Origin of the sequence: Mesorhizobium sp. BR-1-1-10 (assembly GCF_020165595.1) — a bacterium.
GTDB classification, from domain to species: Bacteria; Pseudomonadota; Alphaproteobacteria; order Rhizobiales; family Rhizobiaceae; genus Mesorhizobium; species Mesorhizobium australicum.
In genome coordinates this window covers 40,130-58,839 of the sequence record NZ_JAIUIL010000006.1, presented here as the reverse complement: position 1 = coordinate 58,839, position 18,710 = coordinate 40,130, and the positions used below count along the sequence as shown (strand labels likewise).

Genomic DNA, 18,710 nt, shown 5'->3' with positions numbered 1-18,710 from the left:
GCATGGCATCGACAGCAATCACGGCCGGCACCGAACCGGTCTTTCACCTGGAAGAGGAGCATGCGCACGCCGAAGGCGGCTCCACCATGCTCGGCTTCTGGCTCTATCTCATGAGCGACTGCCTGATCTTCGCGATGCTGTTCGCCGCCTATGGCGTGCTTGGCGGCAACTACGCGGCCGGGCCGGCGCCCAAGGACCTGTTCGACCTCGATCTGGTGGCGGTCAACACCGCCATGCTGCTCTTCTCCTCGATCACCTATGGCTTCGCCATGCTGACCATGGACAAGGGTCGCATAGGGGCGACGCAAGCCTGGCTCGCCGTCACCGGCCTGTTCGGCCTGGCGTTCCTGTCGATCGAGCTCTACGAATTCTCGCACATGATCCATGAAGGCGCGACACCGCAGCGCAGCGCCTTCCTGTCGTCCTTCTTCACCCTGGTCGGTACGCACGGCCTGCATGTCACCTTCGGCATCGTCTGGCTGGTGACGCTGATGACTCAGGTCGCGAGATTTGGCCTCGTCGAGGCGAACCGCCGCCGGCTGATGTGCCTCTCGATGTTCTGGCACTTCCTCGACGTCGTCTGGATCGGCGTCTTCACCTTCGTCTATTTGATGGGAATGTTGCGATGAGCGCTCATGATCATGCCGAGGGTCACGGCCACGCCCATGGTGGAGCAGCACACGGATCGTTCCGGAGTTATCTGACCGGCTTCATCCTGTCGGTGATCCTGACCGCCATCCCGTTCTGGCTGGTCATGAGCGGCGCCATCGACGACAAGCAGGCGACGGCCATCGTCATCATGGCCTTCGCGGTCGCGCAGATCGTCCTCCACATGGTCTTCTTCCTGCATATGAACACCACCTCGGAAGGCGGATGGTCGATGCTGGCGCTGATCTTCACGCTGATCCTGGTCGTGATCGTACTGACCGGCTCGCTCTGGGTGATGTATCATCTCAACGCCAACATGATGCCGGGGCTGCACGACATGCGCGAGATGCCATGAGCCCGGTTGCGGGCTCTGGGAGAACCAACACCGAGGCGACGGGCATCGGTCCGCGGCCCGCGTCGCAAGAGGGCGCCGGCCGGTCGTCCGCATCGCGCCTTGTCCTTGTGCTGCTCGGGCTCCTCGGCGTGCTGGTGTTTGTCGGGCTCGGCATATGGCAGCTGGAGAGGCGGGCCTGGAAGCTCGACCTGATCGCCCGTGTCGACCAACGCATTCATGCCCCGGTTTTCGAAGCGCCTGGCCCGGAGAGCTGGAACGGCATCACCGCGGCCCGCTACGAATACAGCCATGTGCGATTGGCCGGACGCTTCCTGGGCGGCGCCAACACGCTGGTCCAGGCGGTGACGGAGCTTGGCGGCGGCTATTGGGTGCTGACGCCGATGCGGACCGACAGTGGCTTCGTCGTGCTGGTCAATCGCGGCTTCATTCCCCCGAAGCGCAAGGCCGAGTTCGGACAAGAGAGCGGCGGCTCAACCGCGCCGGTCATCATCGATGGACTGTTGCGCATGAGCGAGCCAGGCGGTGGCTTCCTGCGCAAGAATGACACCACGGGCAATCGCTGGTATTCGCGGGATGTCGCTGCCATCGCAACCGCGCGCGGCCTGACGGATGTCGCACCCTATTTTGTTGATGCTGAGGCATCCGGCATCGACGGCTGGCCACACGGCGGGCTGACCGTCGTGACTTTCCGCAACAGCCACCTCATCTATGCTTTGACCTGGTTCACGCTCGCTGCGATGCTTGCCCTCGCCCTGGCCAAGCCGATGACCGGCCGCCCCCAGCGGCAAGGACCAGCAAGATGAGCGTTCCCACGCAAGCGCTCCGCCGCGACAAATCGCTGGTGACGGCGTCCCTTGCCGCCAACAATGGCGCGGTACCAAATCCCGAAGCAACGAACAGGAAGAACTTGTTCCTGCTCATCCAACTGCGTTGGCTGGCGGTGGCGGGTCAGGTGCTCACCATTCTGGCGACGCAATACTGGTTCGAGATCCCGCTGCCGCTGGCGAAGATGGCCGGCGTTGTGCTTTTCCTGGTTGGCCTCAACATCTTCAGCTTGCTGGTCCTGCGCGGTATCAGGCCGATCACCAACACCCAGCTCTTCGTCGCGCTCATCTTCGACATGGCGGCACTGACGACGCAGCTTTACCTGAGCGGCGGCGCGTCCAATCCGTTCGTATCGCTCTACCTTCTGCAGATCACGCTCGGCGCGGCACTGCTGACCCCAAGGTTTACCTGGATCCTGGTGGCGGCCGCGTCGGCCTGCTTCGTCTTCCTCATCTTCCTTTTCCAGCCGATCGCCATCCCGCATCATGGCGGCAGCGATCTCCTGTCCCTGCATATCAGGGGCATGTTCATCTGCTTCGTGCTGGCCGCCGGCCTGATCGTGATCTTCATGACGCGCATCGACCGCAACCTGCGCGAACGTGATGCCTATCTCGCCGACCTGCGCCAGCGCTCGGCCGAGGAGGACCACATCGTGCGCATGGGCCTGCTGGCTTCCGGCGCCGCGCACGAACTGGGTACGCCGCTTGCCACGATATCCGTCATCCTGTCCGACTGGCGCCAGATGCGCACCCTTGCACGCAACCGCGAACTGGCGGCCGACATGGCCGAAATGCGGGCGCAGATCGAGCGCTGCAAGCGCATCGTGTCCGGCATTCTGATGTCTTCCGGCCAGGCCAGGGGCGAGGGAACGATACGCACCACCATTCGCGGTTTCCTCGACGATCTGGTCGAGGAATGGCGCATCAGTCGCCAGCCATTCAAGCTGGAATACACGAACAACTTCGACCCGGACGAGCAGATCGTGTCCGACACGGCGTTGAAGCAGGTCATCTTCAACGTGTTCGACAACGCCCAGGAAGCGTCGCAGGCTTGGGTCGGCGTCACCGCCGAGCGGCAGGACGACAAACTGGTGATTGCCGTAAGCGATCGTGGGCCGGGTTTCGACGAGACTATTCTGGCAGCGCTTGGCCAGCCCTATATGTCGAGCAAGGGACGGCCAGGGGGCGGTCTTGGTCTTTTCCTTGTCATGAATGTGGTCCGGAAACTGGGAGGCGATTTTTCCGCGCGCAACATGGAGCAGGGCGCCTGTGTTACGCTTTCGCTGCCGCTCGCGGCGTTGACCGACGGAGATGATCATGAGGCCTGATAGATCCCTCTTTATCGTCGAGGACGACACGACCTTCGCCAAGACGCTGAAGCGCTCCTTCGAAAAGCGCGACTACGACGTCATGGTCTGCCACGACAGGGAAGCCTTGCTCGACGCCCTCGAAAAATCCGTTCCGGCTTATGCCGTCGTCGATCTCAAGCTTGGGGCCGGCGGTTCCGGGCTGGAGTGCGTCAAGCTGCTCAGCGCCCGCGATGCGTCGATCAGGATCGTCGTGCTGACAGGGTTTGCCAGCATCGCCACGGCGGTCGAGGCGATCAAGCTCGGCGCCAGCCACTACTTGGCCAAACCCGCCAACACCGATGATATCGAAGCCGCCTTCGGCCGTGCCGAGGGCGACATTTCCGTACCGCTTTCCAGCCGGCCCACCTCGATCAAGAACCTGGAGTGGGAGCGCATCCACGAAACGCTGGTCGAAACCGGCTTCAACATCTCCGAAACGGCGCGCCGGCTTGGCCTGCATCGGCGCACCCTGGCCCGCAAGCTCGAGAAGCGTGTGGTGAGATAGCGGGAAGGTCCGGTGAGCCGCGGTGCCGCTCTCGGCACAGCCTTGGAAAAGGACCGCCCCATAGCTCCGACAGTTTTATGCAAGCGCCTCCGTTCACCGCGGCGGAGACGCTGGCCACCCGCGTCGGTTCCTGCCGGCGGCTCAGGAACGAGTTCCCGCATGCGGCGTTGCGTATCCGGATGGCAGTGCCGGAAGTCATGAGAACGCACCGCCGGTCGGAGATGCGTTGATGTCGATGCCAGGCTTGGCTTATGGCCCATTGGGCGACCGGTGCATGCATGTCTGTGTGGATATGCAGAAGCTATTTGCCGAACCGTCGCCTTGGGCGACGCCTTGGATAACCCGTGTCCTGCCTCAAATTGAGAGGCTGGTCGAAAGGCGTGCGGAACAGACGGTCTTCACGCGCTTCCTGCCTGCGCAAAGGCCGGGGCAAGGCGCTGGTACATGGAAACGCTATTATGAGCGCTGGGCCTCCATGGCGATCGACAATATCGGGCCGGAGATGATCGAATTGTTGCCGGCGCTCGCCGCTTACTGTCCGCCGGCGGCAGTCATCGACAAGCACATCTATTCCCCCTGGTTCGAAGGGCGCCTCAGGGCCTTTCTGATGGAACGCGAGATCGACACGCTGGTCGTCACGGGAGGCGAAACCGATGTGTGCGTCCTAGCCACCGTGCTCGGCGCCATCGATTTCGGCTATCGCGTGGTGCTCGTCACCGACGCATTGTGCAGCTCTTCCGACGCAACGCATGACGCGCTGCTTACCGTCTATCACCAGCGCTTCGCGCAGCAGGTCGAGACAGTCGAGATGGAAACGGTTCTCTCGAACTGGACTTGACGCCAGTGTAGCGTCAGCCTTCCCTGCGGGGTCTGTAGTGCTTATCTGTCCCAATCGCGGACATTGGAGCAGGCAAACGTGGCGCAACGATCGGGCAGTGCTGATCTTCCCCTTCACGGTGGACGCGTGCCGAAATGGCTGGGCGACCGCATGACGCGTCTCGGTGCCGTCATGTGCGAGGCGATCATCCATCACTATGGCCGCAACGAATTGCTGCGGCGTCTGGCGCATCCGTTCTGGTTCCAGTCCTTCGGCGCGGTCATGGGCATGGATTGGCATTCGTCCGGCATCACCACCAGCGTCGTCGGCGCCTTGAAACGCGGCCTCACGCCGCTGTCGGGCGAACTCGGTATCCACGTCTGCGGCGGCCGTGGAGCGCATTCGCGCAAAACCCCCCACGAGCTTGCCGCCATTGGCGAGCGCATCGGCTTCGACGGAGCCCGCCTTGCAACCGCAAGCCGGCTTGTCGCCAAGGTGGACAGCGCCGCCGTTCAGGACGGGTTCGATCTCTATCTGCATGGCTTCATCGTCACCGACGACGGCGACTGGGTGGTGGTGCAGCAAGGCATGAACGGTGACAGCAAGGTGGCGCGCCGCTATCATTGGCTGTCCGAAGGTTTGAAGAGTTTTGTCGACCAGCCGCATGCCGCCATCGAAGGCGCCAACCAGGGCGAGATCGTCAACCTGACCGACCGACGCGCCGAAGCCTCGCGCCAGGGACAGCTTGATCTCCTCCAGGATCTTGGGCCGGACCGCATCCTTCGGGAGTTCGCCGCGCTGGAGCCCGGTACGGCACCGGCTCCGGTGCAGCCCCTGCTGCCGCATCTGATCATGCCGGCTCATCACGACGTTCGCGAAAGCGACGTCGTGATGCATCGCCTTCATGGCAACATGGCCGCCGCCGCGGAGCGAGGTCCAGCCGATTTTGCCGAGCTTCTCCTGGTTCCGGGCGTAGGCGCCCGCACGGTGAGGGCACTCGCTCTCGTTGCCGAAGTGGTGCATGGCGCGCCTTGCCGATTTTCGGACCCGGGTCGTTTTTCGCTGGCGCATGGCGGCAAGGACAGGCATCCGTTCCCTGTACCGCTCAAGGTCTATGACGAGACGATCGGCGTGCTGAAGTCCGCCGTGCAAAAGGCCAGGCTCGGTCGCGAAGAGGAAATCGGCGCCCTGAGGCGGCTCGACCATCAGTCGCGGCAGGTCGAGCGATACGTCACGGGTCCCAGCCTCAAGGAAATTGTCGCCGGCGAATTCGACCAGTCGCATCTGCTTGGCGGCCGCAGTGTCTTTGGTTGGGAACCGGCGCCGGATGAGTTGAGCGCCGACGAGAACAGGAAGGCGTGACGGGGCATCACGCCACGCGACGGTACCTGTGGTGGTCCTTGATGAATTTATTGAAGAAGCGGCCTTTCGAAGGAGCGCGCATGAACGCCGCATAGGTAGCCGGGGCGACGTCCTCATAGTCATAGCGGTTGCCGTGCGGCACGAACCAGACCGAGAGGATCCTGGTCGCGGGATCGTATTGCGTGTTTCGAATGACGGTCGATGGCATGCTGGCACCTGACGGCTCAGCCAAATAACCCGCCAGGCGTGGTGCGGTTCCGTGCCGCCATCCGACATTGCTACCTGTCGCTTGGGTTGCCGAACTTCGCATCGCGTTTCCTCGAATATCGATCGATGCGCGGCAGCTTGTCGGCAAAGTCGACCCAAGGCAGCCTGAGGTCCCAATAGGCATGGGCCTGTGGCCGCAGCCCTTCGGGTTTGTCGAAGAATCCGATCGTCAGATAAAGCTCGTCCGGCAGCCCTTCGTCGCTATAGCCTATCGAACTCCCGCAGTCGGGACAGAAAGTGCGGATAACACCCGGCGTCTTGGAAAAGGCCTTTGGCGCCCCCCTCAAAAGATTGAATTGGCTCGGCCGATACCCGACCCAGACGGTGAGTGGACTGCCGATGGCCCGTCGGCAATCGTCATCGTGATCGTAGCATATCCAGAAAGGCTCACCGTCCATGGTGGCGGCGATCGCCCCGCAAAAGCAGGCCCCGGTTTCAACGCGCGGCATCCGGCACTCCAAGGCTAGAACGTGCCCGGCGGCCCCCGACGGAACCGCCGTTGCTAAACTTTCACGCTCCTCCCGCGGTTCCGTTGCGCCGGTTTTGGGACGTATCCAGGGCGGGCAAGCGCGGTTCCCATATTGCCTTGTGGTCCGGCCTTCACCATCTAGGCAAAATGTCGCCGCTCAAACCGAAAACAGCCGGCCGTGTGGCCCAGCACGATCTCTTCGGTGCCGCTCAGGATGATCTGCCGGAGGGTTTCGCCTACCAGACCGGACTGATCACGCCACAGGACGAAATCGAACTCGTCCATCATCTAGAGGCACTGCCCTTCAAGGCCTTCGACTTCCATGGCCATCTGGCAAACCGGCGTGTCGTCGGTTTTGGCCTTCGCTACGATTATGACCGGCGCGAGGTGGTCGAGGCACCGCCGATACCTGATTTTCTGCTGCCCTTGCGCGAAAAGGTCGCGGCTTTTGCGCGCCGGCCGGCCGAAACCTTCGCGCAGGTCTTGATCAACGAGTACCGGCCCGGCGCCGGTATCGGCTGGCACCGCGACAAGCCGCATTTCGAGGATGTCGCGGGCGTTTCGCTGCTGGCGCCCTGCGATTTTCGCCTTCGGCGCAAGAATGGGTCTAAATGGGAGCGTCGGACCATCACTGTCGAGCCGAGATCGGCCTATCTCATGACGGGGCCGTCGCGGTCGCAATGGGAGCACAGCATCCCGCCGCTTGCCGAGCACCGCTACTCGATTACCTTGAGGACATTGCGGCCTCGCAATCCCTGAGCATGCGCAGAGGTTTGCACGGGAAGTTCCGCATCATCTCGCCATAGTGCTCAACCCGACCCGCGTGCAGCGGGGCGGGTTGAACGATCCTGTGCTCTAACTCTTTGTTTTTACGCAATTCCGAACGGAAAACCGCTACGCACTTTTCCCTGGAATTGCCCTAGGTCAGCACCAGCACGATTTTGTATGTATCCGGATCGACGATCACGATCCGGCCGTCGGCGAGAACGAAATACTCGTACGCCTCGTAGGCCGGAACGATCTTCACGATGCGAGCCGGCAAGCGATGCAGCCTGACCTTGTGCCGCGGAACTTCGATGCCGACGGAGACGTCGAAGTCGACGTTCGTGACCGGCTCGACCTTGGTTTCCCTGATCACATGAGTGATCTGGGTCTTCTGTTCAACCGTCACATTGTTGATGGAAGCGGTCGAGGTCTTGTCCTGCGTGGAGGCCTTGCCTTGGGCCTGCTGATCGGTCTGGACCTTTGTCTTGTCCTGAGCCTGCTGATCGGTGGTGGTGCCGGCCTTGCCCTGTGCCTGCTGATCGGTCTGGACCTTTGTCTTGTCCTGAGCCTGCTGATCCGTTGTGGTGCCGGCCTTACCCTGTGCCTGCTGGTCGGTCTGGACCTTGGTTTTGTCCTGGGCCTGCTGGTCGGTCTTGGTGCCAGACTTACCCTGTGCCTGCTGGTCGGTCTGGACCTTGGTTTTGTCCTGGGCCTGCTGGTCGGTCTTGGTGCCAGCCTTGCCCTGCGCCTGCTGGTCCGTCTGGATCTTCGTCTTGCCCTGGGCCTGCTGGTCCGTGGTGGTGCCGGCCTTGCCCTGGGCCTGCTCCTCTGTCTTGGCCTTGGTCTTGTCCTGAACCTGCTGATCAGTCTGGGACTTGGTGCCCTGTGCCTGCTCCTTCATCTTCGAGCCCTTCTGGCAGTTGGTCGTGCCGGAAGCGCAATTTGTGTCCGCTCCTGATTGGCTATCGGCGGGCTGCTGCGTCTGAGCCATCGCCGTCCCGCAGCCTAGCCCGATCGCCAGCATGCTGGTAATGAGAACATGTTTCATAGGAAATCTCCTTCGGAGAGTTCGTCCCTTCAAGGGGTAAAACTTCGGCCAAAAAAGATTGTTCCGAACTGGCTGCGTTAATGCACCACTCCCGATTGGGTCTCGAGATCGATCTTCACGGTCTTACTTCACGCCGATGCCGGCGGTGAGGCCGCCATCTATCTTGTAGTCGGCGCCTGTGCAGAAGCCGGCCTTCGACGAGCACAGGAAAGCGATGAGTTCCGCCACTTCCTCCGGTTCCCCGATGCGGCCGAGCGGATGGGCCGCGCCGAAGCGCCTGTAGGCCTCTTCCACGTCGGCATCGCTGCCGCCGTCGCCACGCGCGGCCTTTTCAAGGATCGGTGTGCGGATCGAGCCCGGGCTGACCGAATTGACCCTTATGCCGGACGCGGCATAGTCGAGTGCCAGCGAACGCGTCAGCGTATGAATGGCGCCCTTGGTCGTGGCATAGGCGGCAACGTTCTGCTGACAGGCGAAGCCCTGCACCGAAGCGACGTTGACGATGGCGCCGCCGCCACGCTTGATCATTTCCGGGATGCCGAAATGGGCGGTCAGATAGATCGAGCCGACATTGACCGTCATAGCCCGGTTCCACGTTTCCCAGTCGGTTGTCGTCGCCCTTCCGTAGGGATGCACCGCCGCCGAATTGACGATGACGTCTATGCCGCCGAATTTCGCCACGCCGGCCACGACCGCGTCGTGAACCTGCTCGGAAACGGAGACGTCAACCGTTTGCACCAGCGCATCGGCTCCGGACTTGGCGAGGCTTTCCTGCATGGCGGCGTTGGCCGCGCTGTCGATCCCGCAGGCGACGATCGCGGCGCCCCCAGCCGCCAGGCGTTTGGCGGCTGCCAGGCCGATACCGGTCGTTCCTGTCACCAATGCCACCTTGCCGTCAAAATCCTTCATTGCGGAAGCTCCTTCATTGCTATCGAAACCGGCTCTTAGTTTGACACTCATCGTGGTCAAACAATAGGTTGCCGGTCTCTCGCAGAAAGGAAGTGGCAATGGAACAGTGTTGGCGTTGGTACGGTCCCGATGATCCGGTGACGCTTGAACATGTCAAACAGGCTGGCGCCACCGGCGTGGTTTCAGCGCTTCACCATATCTATGATGGCAGGGCCTGGCCTGAGGCCGATGTGCTCGAACGCAAGCGCATCATCGAGGCGGCTGGGTTGACCTGGTCGGTCGTCGAGAGCATTCCGGTTCACAATTCCTTCAAGATCGGCGCGCCGGAGCGCGAGCGCTATGCCGGCTATTATCGCGACAGCATCCGCGCGCTCGCGAAGGCCGGAATCCAGACGATCTGCTATAATTTCATGCCTGTGGTCGACTGGACTCGCACCGACCTGGCCTACCGGCTGCCGACGACCGGTTATGCCTTGCGCTTCGACGCCATCGACTTCGCTGCCTATGATCTCTTTGTCTTGCAGCGCAAGAACGGCGCGGCAAGCTATACGCCGTCACGTATTGCCCAGGCCGAGGAGCGCCTGAAGGCGCTGACACCGGAGCAGATCGGCCAGATCGAGCGCAATCTGATCGCCGGCCTGCCGGCTACGGAGCGTAGCTATAACAGGGACAGTTTCCGCGAGGCGCTGGCGGAATACGACGCGATTGGGCCTAAGGAACTGCGCGACAATCTTGCCTGGTTCCTGCGCGAGATCATCCCGGCGGCCGAAGAAGCGGGTGTGCGTATGTGCATCCACCCGGACGATCCGCCCTTCTCGCTTTATGGCCTGCCGCGCGTCGTTTCGACGGCCGAGGATGCGCGTTTCATCCTCGAGACGGTCGACAGCCCGGCCAATGGTTTGACGTTCTGCACCGGCTCCTACGGTACGCGCGCCGACAACGACATTGTCGCCATGGTCAAGGAATTCGCCGACCGCATCCATTTCGTCCATCTGCGCAACATCACCATCGAGGAGGACGGTTCCTTCTACGAGGCCGAGCATCTCGAGGGCGGCACGGACATGGCGCATGTCATCCTCGCTTTGATGCAGGAAGAGAAGCGCCGTCGCGGAGAAGGCCGAGCCGACTGGCAAATTCCGATGCGGCCCGATCATGGCCATCTGCTTGCCGACGACATCGGCAAGAAGAAGATCAACCCCGGCTATTCGCTCATCGGCCGGCTGAAAGGCCTCGCGGAGCTGCGCGGCATCATGCGTGCGGTGGAGCGGTTCGGGCTGGCCTGAAGCCATCGGGCGGCAAGCTATCGTTTGCGATCTTTCGCCGGAATGTCGCGACAGGTCTGAGCGAGCGCTTCGCTTCGTCCAGCATTCGCGTGCCCTAGCCACCCGATTGTCGATGAAGCCAGGGCTGCCCTACGACGAGAAGCGGCCTCGACGGGTGGTCAACAATTTCATCGAGCTGGCACGCAAATTTTCGAGGCCGGTCGTGTAGTGCTCGTCGGCGCACTTCACGCTTGGCCAGTGTCCGACGAAAGCGGGCGACTTTCGCGCCACTGGGACCAGCCATCGGCGCGGGGCACGCTTATGAGAAAAGGACAGTCCTTTGACGATCTTCCCTTTCACCGAAGCCAGTCCGATCCAGTTCCAGGCGCCGCTGCCGAAGACGTCGGATGTGGTCATTGTCGGCGGTGGCATCATCGGCGTGACCGCGGCCTTGTTCCTGGCCCGTCGCAACATACCTGTGACCTTGCTGGAGAAGGGACGCATCGCCGCGGAGCAGTCCTCGCGCAATTGGGGCTGGATTCGCCAGCAGGGCCGCGACGCGGACGAATTGCCCATCGTCATCGAAGCGCAGCGTCTCTGGCGCCAACTGGCCGAGGAGTGCGGCGAGGACATAGGCTTGACGCAGACGGGCGTGACCTATCTTGCGCGGACCGACAAGGAGATGGCCGGTTTCGCCAAGTTCCTGAAGATCGCCGAGGCCCATGGCGTCGACACGCGCCTCCTCGACCAGGGCGAGACCGCCAAGCTGATCCCGGCCATGTCACGCCCCTTCAAGGGCGCCATGACCACGCCGTCGGACATGCGTGCCGAGCCCTGGGTCGCCGTGCCGGCGCTTGCCCGCCTGGCCGCTCGCCAGGGTGTCACAATCATCGAGAACTGTGCGGCACGCATGCTCGACATCTCCGCAGGGCGTATCAGCGGTGTCTGGACTGAGCGAGGCCGCATCGCCACCTCGAACGTGCTTGTCGCCAGCGGTGCCTGGACGTCGCTGTTCCTGCGCGCGCATGGCGTCTCGATCCCGCAGCTCAGTGTCCGCACGACCGTCGCTGCGACCGCGCCTATGCCGGAAATCCATGCCGGCGCTGCCGCGGACGAACGCATCGCCTTCCGGCGTAGAAAGGACGGCGGGTACACGCTCGCGGCGGGAGGCAGCCACCTGCTCTATGTCGGGCCGGATGCATTGCGTCACGCACCGAAATACCTGCCTGCCCTGAAGGCAAATCCTTTCGGCACGCGCTACCTGCCGGCGGCGCCGCGTGCATATCCGGACAGCTGGTCCACCCCGCGCAAATGGGATGCCGACAAGGAAAGCCCGTTCGAACGCATGCGCGTTCTCAATCCTGCCCCGGAACCCAGGGCCCTTCGCGCCATCGATCATGGGTTCAAGGCGCTTTTTCCGCAATTCGAGGCGGTGCCGCTCAGGGCAAGCTGGGCCGGCATGATCGATGCGATGCCGGATGTCGTGCCTGTGGTCGATCGCGCCGCAACGGTCGATGGCCTCGTCATCGCCACTGGGATGAGCGGCCATGGCTTCGGCATAGGGCCTGGCATGGGCCGCGTCCTGTCCGACTTGATCCAGGGCAACGAGACTGGGCACAACCTTCACAGGTTCCGTCAATCCCGGTTCAGCGACGGCAGCCCTATCCGGATGGGACCATCGCTTTAGGCGAAGTTGCCCTGACGCCGGTTGGGGCGGCAGGTCAGGTCGGGCGACCTGATTGTAAGCTTTCGAGAGGTTGTCCATTTGGACCGGACCGTTCCCCGCTCACGCGAGCGCCGCGCTGATGGCGAGAAGCGCGGCTTGCCGACCTGCGCCGTGGTCGCGGCGTCACCTCCGCACCGGCTGAGATGCCTCCGTCTCGTGCGCCGGCAGCGCCGCCGCCAGCCGGTCCGCCCATTCCTTGATGCCCGACCGTGTCGACAACAAGTCCTGCCTGATCTCGACAAGGACGGCGGGGATGCCGCGATCATCGCCATGGATGGGTACGGCGTAGTCGGCATCGCGGCTGATCACATAGGGTACGTTGGCCGCGACGTTGAGTGCGGCGTCGGTGCGCAGGCCCGAAAGGATCGCCGCTGCGAGATCGGCTGCATGACCATGCAGCACACCCGCATGCCAAGGCCTGGCGACACCCAGGAACACCGGTGTGAAGGAATGGATCGTCACGATCCGCGTCGGCCGGCCCTCGGCCACACGGCGATCGAGGTGCGCGGCCACCCGCTCATGGAACGGCGAAAACATGATTTCCGCGCGCCGGTCTCGTTCCGCTCCGTCGACGCCGGCATTGCCGGGAATGTCAGTGTCTTCCGACAGCACCGGAATGCTGCCCAGGCTGCCCAGTGGCCGGTTGAGATCGATCAGCAGTCGGGAATAGCCGCTGAGAAAGGCCGCTGCATCAAGCCGTGCCGATAACAGGCGCGTCACCTCCGCGGCGCCGATGTCCCATGCGATGTGGCGCTGCAGATGACTGGCATCGAGCCCGAGCCGGCGGTACTCCGCCGGCATATGGTTGGACGCATGCTCGCACAGCAGCACGATCTCGCAACGGCCATGCTCGTTGAGCACCTCGACGGCTTCGGGCCAATCTTCTTGGGGGCGCGAGCTTTTTTCGGCCTGCGCAGTCATCAATAAAGCGTCCGGTAGAGATCGCAGATGGCAGCCGGATCAAGGCCTGCCAGGCGCTCGGCTTCATGCTGCTTCAACCCGACGAAGGTCTCGATGAAGATCGGGGCGAACCATCCCGTAACGGTCTTGTCGGCCAGGAGCGCATCCAGTGCCGCCGGCAAGGTCTCGGGAAGCCGCACCAGACCGAGTTCCGCCCGTTCCGTCTCGCTCATCAGCGTCGGGTCGCCAGTGACCAGCGGCGGTGATGGCAAGTCCGCCTTCAGCCCCTCCAGCCCGGCGCGGATGATCGCCGCCAGCGACAGATAGGGATTGCCGGTGGCGTCGGCCGCCCGGTACTCGACATTATACTGCCGTGCCGGGTCGCGTCCGCCGATCGTCACCGTCGGACAGATGCGGAGCGACGCCTCGCGGTCGCGATCGGCGAGCCAGGTGTAGGACGAACTCCAGCTGTGCGGCTTAAGGCGATAGAAGGACGACACGCTCGACGCCGTCATGGCGGTCATCGCAGGCAGATGGCGCAGCACGCCGGCGCAGAAGGCGCCAGCCTTGGCGGACAGGCCTCCGGGACGCGCCGGATCGTAAGTTGCCGGCTTTCCGGCTTCGTCGACGAAGCTGAAATGGATGTGCACGCCGTTGCCGACGGCATCCGGGGCGACCTTGGGCGCGAAGCTCGCGCGCCAGCCGGCATTGCGTGCCACTTCGCGCGTGATTTCGCGGATGGCGACGGCGCGATCTGCTGCCGTGAGCGCATCGGCCGGCTCGTGCGTCACTTCGAATTGCTCACTGCCGAATTCGGCGATGACCACTTCGGGGCCGACACCTGCCTCTTCGAGTGCCGCCATCAGATTGGGGGCGAACGGGTCGGTGCGGCGCAGGGCGGCAAAGGACATCGAATGTGCCGGCGCGAAGCTGCCGCCGGCAACGTGGAATTCGTGCTCGAAGGCGGCGATGACGGAAAGGCCGGTGGCCGCCTTCAATTCCGCCAGCGTATCCCGGAGCATGGTCCGCGTGCAGCCAAGCCACGGGCTGCCATCGAGCTCGACGATGTCGCCGGCCACCATGTCGAAGGGCGTCGCCGATCCCGTCCGCTCGGTGCGGAAGCGCGCCTTGAGATCCGGGATCAGCCGAAGGTCACCGGACGAACCCCAGGGATTGGGATCGACTATCGAATTGAACGGCGTCATTGACAGATTGGCCTGCAGCCAGCCGATCCCTGTCGCGGCGGTCTTTTGCAATCTGCTTTCGACCACGAAGCGGCCCCGCGTAATGGCGGAGAGATCCGTGGTGACGACGGCGACGAGAGGCTCGACGGCAGATGTCATGCCTTTTTTCCCAGAGCGTTGAAGCGGTCGACGACGGTGTCGGTGTCCGTGACCCAGCAATAGCCGCCAAAGGCCTTCAGCGCGATGTCGTGGCGCTCCTGGGTAATGGTGGCGCAGGCATCCGATACGCAGGTGACGAGATAGCCGCGGTCGGCGCCGTCGCGCACTGTCATGTCGACGCACTGGTCGGTCAGCACGCCGACCACGACGAGATAGCGGATGCCAAGGTTTTTCAGCAGGTAGTCGACATTGGTCGAGTTGAAGATGCCCGACGAGGTTTTCGGCAGCATGATCTCGTCGCCGACCGGCCCCAGCGATGGCACTGGCAGGCCTTCGGGGAGGCTGGGCGCAACATGGATCGGTGTCAGCTTGTGGTCGAGCGAGCGGTCGCGGCCGTCTTCGGTCAGGCTCTGGATGATGGTGTGCAGCACTTCGACGCCATTGGCCCTCGCCGCCGCCAGCAGGCGCTCCTGGTTGGGGATCGTCTGCGAGCATGTCTGCCGGTAGAAATAATGATCGGGTCCGCGTTCTGGATGCGAAGGATCGGCACCCGGCTCCAACCAGATGCGTTGCATGTCGACCAGCAGCAGCGCTGTCTCGCCGGTACGAAAAGCTTCGTCTCGCTTGGGTAGGGCTTGGGTCATGCCTTCTCGTCCTGCTTTGCTGCTTTGGGTCCAGGTATCTTGCGCGGTCCTGATGTCTTGCGCATGCCGCTCCCTTCCGCATCGCTGTCGAGCGTCACCGCATTGGCGTGCCGCACTTTCTCGATCCTCTCGATGCGAGCCCGAGCGTCGTCGCCCAGCGTCGAAACGATCTGGGCCGTCAGCGCCTCCATCTGTGCGATCGCCGGCGCCAGCGTGTCATAGGGCGAGGCGACTTCGAGCGGGCTGACGATTGTGACTTCGGCAAGGTCCGATATCGGCGACAGCCATTGGTCGGTGAACAGAAGAATGCGTACATCGAGCGCGGCGGCTTGGCGCGCATAGGCCATCACGTCGAACTGGTAGCGGCGATAGTCGAAGACGACGAGCACGTCGCGACGACCGAGGTCGGCCAGCGTGTCGAACGACTGCGGAGAGAGCACGCCGAGATCGCGGACCCCGGTGCGGAACTGCACGAGATATCCAGCCAGCATCCCGGCGATGTGGCGGCTGAACCGGCCGCCGACCAGCAAGATTTCGCCCTTGGCCTCCATCAAAAGGCGGGCGGCACGCTCGTAGGTCTGGACCGGTGTCGCCGCGGTGGCTTTCTGCAGGGCCGTGGTAACGGAATCGAGATAGGCAAGCACCGCGCTGTCGCTGGAACCGCTTTGCCGCTTGGTCTCCATCATCAACAGCGGCGAATGCAGCCTGGCCTCGACCTCGGCGAGCAGCTTTGCCTGAAAGTCCGGGAACCCTTCATAGCCGAGCTTGACGACCAGCCGGACAACGGTGGGATCGCTGACGCCGGCGCGTCGCGCAAGCGACGATGCGGTACCGAGGCCCGAGGTCGGATAGTCCGTCAGCAGCAGCCTGACGATCTTCTCTTCCGACGGCGTCAGCGCCAGATCCCCGCGCATCAGAACATCGCGTATCGCCATAGGCCTCCCCTGAAATATATGCTGTGTCGAGTCTATTTCAGATATTTTAATTATGGTCAATAATGAAGAGGTATTGACATACTTTCCGAGACTGCCGACGATGATGAAGGTTTACAACCCGCATCGCCAGGGCTGACTGGTGTACCGGCAAGGAACAAATGATACCCAATCTCAACATCGTGCCGTTCGTCAGCGTCGACAATATGATGAAGCTCGTGCTCAGGATCGGCGTCGAGCGGTTCCTGGTTGAGCTCGCCGGCTATATCGAGGACGACTTCCGCCGCTGGGAGCTGTTCGACAAGACCCCGCGCGTCGCTTCGCACAGCGCCGAGGGCGTTATCGAGTTGATGCCGACCAGCGACGGCGAGGTCTATGGTTTCAAATATGTCAATGGTCATCCCAAGAACATGCGCGAGGGCCGCCAGACCGTGACTGCCTTCGGCATGCTGGCCGACGTCCACAACGGCTATCCCGTGTTGCTGTCCGAGATGACCATTCTGACCGCACTGCGCACGGCGGCCATGTCGGCCCTTTCCGCGAAGCACTTGGCGCCGGCCGAGTCCCGCTGCATGGCGCTGATAGGCAACGGCGCCCAGGCTGAGTTCCAGGCGCTGGCCTTCAAGGCACTGCTCGGCGTCGACAGGCTGCGGCTTTACGATATCGACCGTTCGGCAACACAGAAATGCATTCGCAATCTCGCCGGCCTCGGCTTCGACATGACGGCCTGCACGAGCGCGCAGGAAGCGGTTGAGGGTGCGGACATCATCACCACCGTCACCGCCGACAAGCAGTACGCCACCATCCTGACCGACAACATGATCGGCTCGGGCGTACATATCAACGCCGTTGGCGGCGACTGCCCCGGCAAGACCGAACTGCACCGCGACATCCTGCTGCGCTCCGACATTTTCGTCGAATACCCGCCGCAGACCCGCATCGAAGGCGAGATCCAGCAGCTCGCGCCGGATCATCGGGTGACTGAGCTGTGGCAGGTGGTCACCGGCGCCGTTGAGGGCCGGCGCGACGCCGGCCAGATCACGCTGTTCGATTCGGTGGGTTTCGCTATCGAGGACTTTTCGGCGTTGCGCTATGTCAGGGATCAACTGAGGTCGACCGGCCTGTACCAGGAGCTCGATATGCTCGCCGACCCCGACGAGCCACGCGACCTGTTCGGCATGCTGCTCAGGGCAGCCCAATAGCGTGGAGGTCGCGCGCCTGCTGGCGGTCCGTATCTGCGCGAATGATCGCGGTCATTGTCAGCTTGCCGGCGCGCGCGCAAAAATTGTTCATCGCGGCGGTCTCGAAGGGCCGATCGTTTCTTTCTTGGCAATCTGGAGTCGATGACACTTGCAGGCATTGCCGGCGGGTGTGACCGCCGAAAAGTGCACGCCTGTCCAACAGTCCTGGTTTGCGGACGGTAACATCCGCACAAAGCCGGGAAAGGAGCCTGATATGCCCAGAATAGTACCCGTGCTCGACTTGAGCCGCTTTGAACAAGGCGCGTCGGAACGCCGGACATTTCTGGCGGATCTGCGTTCCGCGTCGCGCGACATCGGCTTTTTCTACCTGGCCGGACATGGCATTTCGTGGGCGGAAATCAGTGAAGTGCTCACCGCGTCGCGCCGCTTCTTTGCCTTGGCCGAGGCCGACAAGCTCGCGATCGAAATGGTGAAATCCCCGCAGTTCCGTGGCTATACCCGCGCCGGCGGCGAGCTGACCAAGGGCAAGGCCGATTGGCGCGAACAGCTCGACATCGGCGTCGAGCGTCAGCCCATAGCGCAAGGGCCAGGAATTCCCGCCTGGACGCGGCTGCAGGGGCCGAACCAGTGGCCCGCTGCGTTGCCGGAACTCAAACCCGCCCTGCTGGCATGGCAGGCCAAGGCAACAGCAGTGGCCATCAGGCTGTTGAAAGCCTTCGCGCTGTCGCTCGATCAAGCCGAGGACGCTTTCGACCCGATCTACCGCGAGCAGCCAAACCACCGCATGAAAATCGTGCGCTATCCCGGCCGAGAGGCGACCGGCGATGACCAGGGTGTCGGCGCGCACAAGGATGGCGGTTTCCTGACGCTGTTGCTTCAGGATGACAATAAGGGGCTGCAGGTCGACTATGACGGAAGCTGGGTGGATGTGGACCCCATTCCCGGTACGCTCGTCGTCAACATCGGCGAATTGCTCGAACTGGCCTCAAACGGCTATTTGCGGGCGACCGTGCATCGTGTCGTGACGCCGGCGGCCGGCATTGAACGCATTTCGGTGCCGTTCTTCTTCAGCGCCAGGCTCGATGCGACGATACCGCTGCTTAGCCTTTCCGAGGATCTGGCGGCGCAGGCGCGCGGGCCGGCCAGCGATCCGGACAATCCGCTGTTTCGCGATGTCGGAACCAATGTGCTGAAAAGCCGGCTGCGCTCGCATCCCGACGTCGCTCGGCGCCACTATGTGGATCTGCTCGAGCCGGAAAGCCGGGCCGGCTGAGTCTTGGACGAGAAAGAACGGGATTTTTGCCATCCCGACCGATTCTTAGAAAATCATTCGTCGTATTCGTCGGGGAATCGGCTCAAAAAGGAAAAACCGTTCGGTGTTTT

20 protein-coding genes are annotated in these 18,710 nt (G+C 62.8%); 12 read left to right on the top strand and 8 right to left on the bottom strand.

Features of this window, described 5'->3' with window-relative positions; translation table 11 throughout:
* Positions 1–2: 2 nt before the first annotated feature.
* The 7 genes from cyoC to LB555_RS14350 all read left to right on the top strand — a co-directional run bounded on the left by cyoC (position 3) and on the right by LB555_RS14350 (position 5,860).
* Positions 3–629 (top strand): cytochrome o ubiquinol oxidase subunit III, encoded by a 627-nt coding sequence (gene cyoC, locus LB555_RS14380; RefSeq protein WP_140793965.1) that lies wholly within the window; start codon positions 3–5, stop codon positions 627–629.
* On the top strand, positions 626–1,003 hold the full coding sequence (cyoD, locus tag LB555_RS14375) for a cytochrome o ubiquinol oxidase subunit IV (RefSeq protein WP_224683124.1): 378 nt from the start codon (positions 626–628) through the stop codon (positions 1,001–1,003). The genes cyoC and cyoD overlap by 4 nt, the downstream gene beginning before the upstream one ends.
* Entirely contained in the window at positions 1,000–1,806 is an 807-nt protein-coding gene (locus tag LB555_RS14370) for an SURF1 family protein (protein WP_224683123.1), read from the top strand. The genes cyoD and LB555_RS14370 overlap by 4 nt, the downstream gene beginning before the upstream one ends.
* The gene (locus tag LB555_RS14365) at positions 1,803–3,155 is read left to right on the top strand and encodes an ATP-binding protein (RefSeq protein ID WP_015316468.1); all 1,353 of its coding nucleotides are present in this window, start codon (positions 1,803–1,805) and stop codon (positions 3,153–3,155) included. The genes LB555_RS14370 and LB555_RS14365 overlap by 4 nt, the downstream gene beginning before the upstream one ends.
* Positions 3,145–3,681: a response regulator transcription factor gene (locus tag LB555_RS14360; RefSeq protein ID WP_015316469.1), complete on the top strand. Its 537-nt coding sequence runs from the start codon at positions 3,145–3,147 to the stop codon at positions 3,679–3,681. The genes LB555_RS14365 and LB555_RS14360 overlap by 11 nt, the downstream gene beginning before the upstream one ends.
* A 229-nt stretch (positions 3,682–3,910) precedes the next feature.
* On the top strand, positions 3,911–4,519 hold the full coding sequence (locus tag LB555_RS14355; protein ID WP_015316470.1) for a cysteine hydrolase family protein: 609 nt from the start codon (positions 3,911–3,913) through the stop codon (positions 4,517–4,519).
* Positions 4,520–4,597: 78 nt separating this feature from the next.
* A complete protein-coding gene (locus LB555_RS14350; RefSeq protein ID WP_015316471.1) occupies positions 4,598–5,860 on the top strand; it encodes a DUF763 domain-containing protein in 1,263 nt (420 codons plus the stop codon).
* Positions 5,861–5,867: 7 nt separating this feature from the next.
* Here the strand turns inward: LB555_RS14350 and LB555_RS14345 are convergent, their stop codons facing one another.
* On the bottom strand, positions 5,868–6,068 hold the full coding sequence (locus tag LB555_RS14345) for a KTSC domain-containing protein (protein ID WP_015316472.1): 201 nt from the start codon (positions 6,066–6,068) through the stop codon (positions 5,868–5,870).
* A 70-nt stretch (positions 6,069–6,138) separates the two neighbouring features.
* Positions 6,139–6,576 carry a GFA family protein gene (locus LB555_RS14340; RefSeq protein WP_015316473.1) on the bottom strand — a complete coding sequence of 146 codons (438 nt, stop codon included), beginning with the start codon at positions 6,574–6,576 and terminating at the stop codon, positions 6,139–6,141.
* Positions 6,577–6,743: 167 nt separating this feature from the next.
* Between LB555_RS14340 and LB555_RS14335 the strand changes: the two genes are divergently transcribed.
* Entirely contained in the window at positions 6,744–7,355 is a 612-nt protein-coding gene (locus tag LB555_RS14335) for an alpha-ketoglutarate-dependent dioxygenase AlkB (protein WP_015316474.1), read from the top strand.
* A gap of 160 nt (positions 7,356–7,515) precedes the next feature.
* Here LB555_RS14335 and LB555_RS14330 read toward each other — a convergent pair whose 3' ends face one another.
* Both LB555_RS14330 and LB555_RS14325 read right to left on the bottom strand, forming a co-directional pair.
* Positions 7,516–8,409: a DUF1236 domain-containing protein gene (locus LB555_RS14330; protein ID WP_015316475.1), complete on the bottom strand. Its 894-nt coding sequence runs from the start codon at positions 8,407–8,409 to the stop codon at positions 7,516–7,518.
* A gap of 123 nt (positions 8,410–8,532) precedes the next feature.
* Positions 8,533–9,318, bottom strand: a complete 786-nt coding sequence (locus LB555_RS14325) for an SDR family NAD(P)-dependent oxidoreductase (protein ID WP_224683122.1) — start codon at positions 9,316–9,318, stop codon at positions 8,533–8,535.
* 98 nt (positions 9,319–9,416) lie between these two features.
* Here LB555_RS14325 and uxuA point away from each other — a divergent pair, with 98 nt between their 5' ends.
* Together uxuA and LB555_RS14315 are read left to right on the top strand one after the other, a co-directional pair.
* Positions 9,417–10,601, top strand: a complete 1,185-nt coding sequence (uxuA, locus tag LB555_RS14320) for a mannonate dehydratase (RefSeq protein ID WP_015316477.1) — start codon at positions 9,417–9,419, stop codon at positions 10,599–10,601.
* A gap of 319 nt (positions 10,602–10,920) precedes the next feature.
* The gene (locus LB555_RS14315; protein WP_140792937.1) at positions 10,921–12,267 is read left to right on the top strand and encodes an NAD(P)/FAD-dependent oxidoreductase; all 1,347 of its coding nucleotides are present in this window, start codon (positions 10,921–10,923) and stop codon (positions 12,265–12,267) included.
* Between the two features lie 162 nt (positions 12,268–12,429).
* Here the strand turns inward: LB555_RS14315 and LB555_RS14310 are convergent, their stop codons facing one another.
* Genes LB555_RS14310 through LB555_RS14295 form a run of 4 tightly spaced genes read right to left on the bottom strand, consistent with a single transcriptional unit; the run spans position 12,430 to position 16,128 of the window.
* Positions 12,430–13,227 carry an N-formylglutamate amidohydrolase gene (locus LB555_RS14310; RefSeq protein ID WP_015316479.1) on the bottom strand — a complete coding sequence of 266 codons (798 nt, stop codon included), beginning with the start codon at positions 13,225–13,227 and terminating at the stop codon, positions 12,430–12,432.
* Complete coding sequence (locus LB555_RS14305) at positions 13,227–14,549, bottom strand: glutamine synthetase family protein (RefSeq protein WP_224683121.1); 1,323 nt, start codon at positions 14,547–14,549, stop codon at positions 13,227–13,229. The genes LB555_RS14310 and LB555_RS14305 overlap by 1 nt, the downstream gene beginning before the upstream one ends.
* Positions 14,546–15,193 carry a cysteine hydrolase family protein gene (locus LB555_RS14300; RefSeq protein ID WP_015316481.1) on the bottom strand — a complete coding sequence of 216 codons (648 nt, stop codon included), beginning with the start codon at positions 15,191–15,193 and terminating at the stop codon, positions 14,546–14,548. The genes LB555_RS14305 and LB555_RS14300 overlap by 4 nt, the downstream gene beginning before the upstream one ends.
* Complete coding sequence (locus LB555_RS14295) at positions 15,190–16,128, bottom strand: MurR/RpiR family transcriptional regulator (RefSeq protein WP_140715566.1); 939 nt, start codon at positions 16,126–16,128, stop codon at positions 15,190–15,192. The genes LB555_RS14300 and LB555_RS14295 overlap by 4 nt, the downstream gene beginning before the upstream one ends.
* A gap of 158 nt (positions 16,129–16,286) precedes the next feature.
* Here LB555_RS14295 and LB555_RS14290 point away from each other — a divergent pair, with 158 nt between their 5' ends.
* Together LB555_RS14290 and LB555_RS14285 are read left to right on the top strand one after the other, a co-directional pair.
* Complete coding sequence (locus LB555_RS14290) at positions 16,287–17,327, top strand: ornithine cyclodeaminase (protein ID WP_224683120.1); 1,041 nt, start codon at positions 16,287–16,289, stop codon at positions 17,325–17,327.
* A 253-nt stretch (positions 17,328–17,580) separates the two neighbouring features.
* Positions 17,581–18,600 (top strand): isopenicillin N synthase family dioxygenase, encoded by a 1,020-nt coding sequence (locus LB555_RS14285; RefSeq protein ID WP_224683119.1) that lies wholly within the window; start codon positions 17,581–17,583, stop codon positions 18,598–18,600.
* Positions 18,601–18,710: the final 110 nt, after the last annotated feature.

Bases quoted from the DNA above. Each gene is read 5' to 3' on its own strand.
- cyoC (WP_140793965.1), top strand. From the start codon at position 3: ATGGCATCGACAGCAATCACGGCCGGCACCGAACCGGTCTTTCACCTG.
- cyoD (WP_224683124.1), top strand. From the start codon at position 626: ATGAGCGCTCATGATCATGCCGAGGGTCACGGCCACGCCCATGGTGGA.
- LB555_RS14370 (WP_224683123.1), top strand. From the start codon at position 1,000: ATGAGCCCGGTTGCGGGCTCTGGGAGAACCAACACCGAGGCGACGGGC.
- LB555_RS14365 (WP_015316468.1), top strand. From the start codon at position 1,803: ATGAGCGTTCCCACGCAAGCGCTCCGCCGCGACAAATCGCTGGTGACG.
- LB555_RS14360 (WP_015316469.1), top strand. From the start codon at position 3,145: ATGAGGCCTGATAGATCCCTCTTTATCGTCGAGGACGACACGACCTTC.
- LB555_RS14355 (WP_015316470.1), top strand. From the start codon at position 3,911: ATGTCGATGCCAGGCTTGGCTTATGGCCCATTGGGCGACCGGTGCATG.
- LB555_RS14345 (WP_015316472.1), bottom strand. From the start codon at position 6,068: ATGCCATCGACCGTCATTCGAAACACGCAATACGATCCCGCGACCAGG.
- LB555_RS14340 (WP_015316473.1), bottom strand. From the start codon at position 6,576: ATGCCGCGCGTTGAAACCGGGGCCTGCTTTTGCGGGGCGATCGCCGCC.
- LB555_RS14335 (WP_015316474.1), top strand. From the start codon at position 6,744: ATGTCGCCGCTCAAACCGAAAACAGCCGGCCGTGTGGCCCAGCACGAT.
- LB555_RS14330 (WP_015316475.1), bottom strand. From the start codon at position 8,409: ATGAAACATGTTCTCATTACCAGCATGCTGGCGATCGGGCTAGGCTGC.
- LB555_RS14325 (WP_224683122.1), bottom strand. From the start codon at position 9,318: ATGAAGGATTTTGACGGCAAGGTGGCATTGGTGACAGGAACGACCGGT.
- uxuA (WP_015316477.1), top strand. From the start codon at position 9,417: ATGGAACAGTGTTGGCGTTGGTACGGTCCCGATGATCCGGTGACGCTT.
- LB555_RS14310 (WP_015316479.1), bottom strand. From the start codon at position 13,227: ATGACTGCGCAGGCCGAAAAAAGCTCGCGCCCCCAAGAAGATTGGCCC.
- LB555_RS14305 (WP_224683121.1), bottom strand. From the start codon at position 14,549: ATGACATCTGCCGTCGAGCCTCTCGTCGCCGTCGTCACCACGGATCTC.
- LB555_RS14300 (WP_015316481.1), bottom strand. From the start codon at position 15,193: ATGACCCAAGCCCTACCCAAGCGAGACGAAGCTTTTCGTACCGGCGAG.
- LB555_RS14295 (WP_140715566.1), bottom strand. From the start codon at position 16,128: ATGGCGATACGCGATGTTCTGATGCGCGGGGATCTGGCGCTGACGCCG.
- LB555_RS14290 (WP_224683120.1), top strand. From the start codon at position 16,287: ATGATACCCAATCTCAACATCGTGCCGTTCGTCAGCGTCGACAATATG.
- LB555_RS14285 (WP_224683119.1), top strand. From the start codon at position 17,581: ATGCCCAGAATAGTACCCGTGCTCGACTTGAGCCGCTTTGAACAAGGC.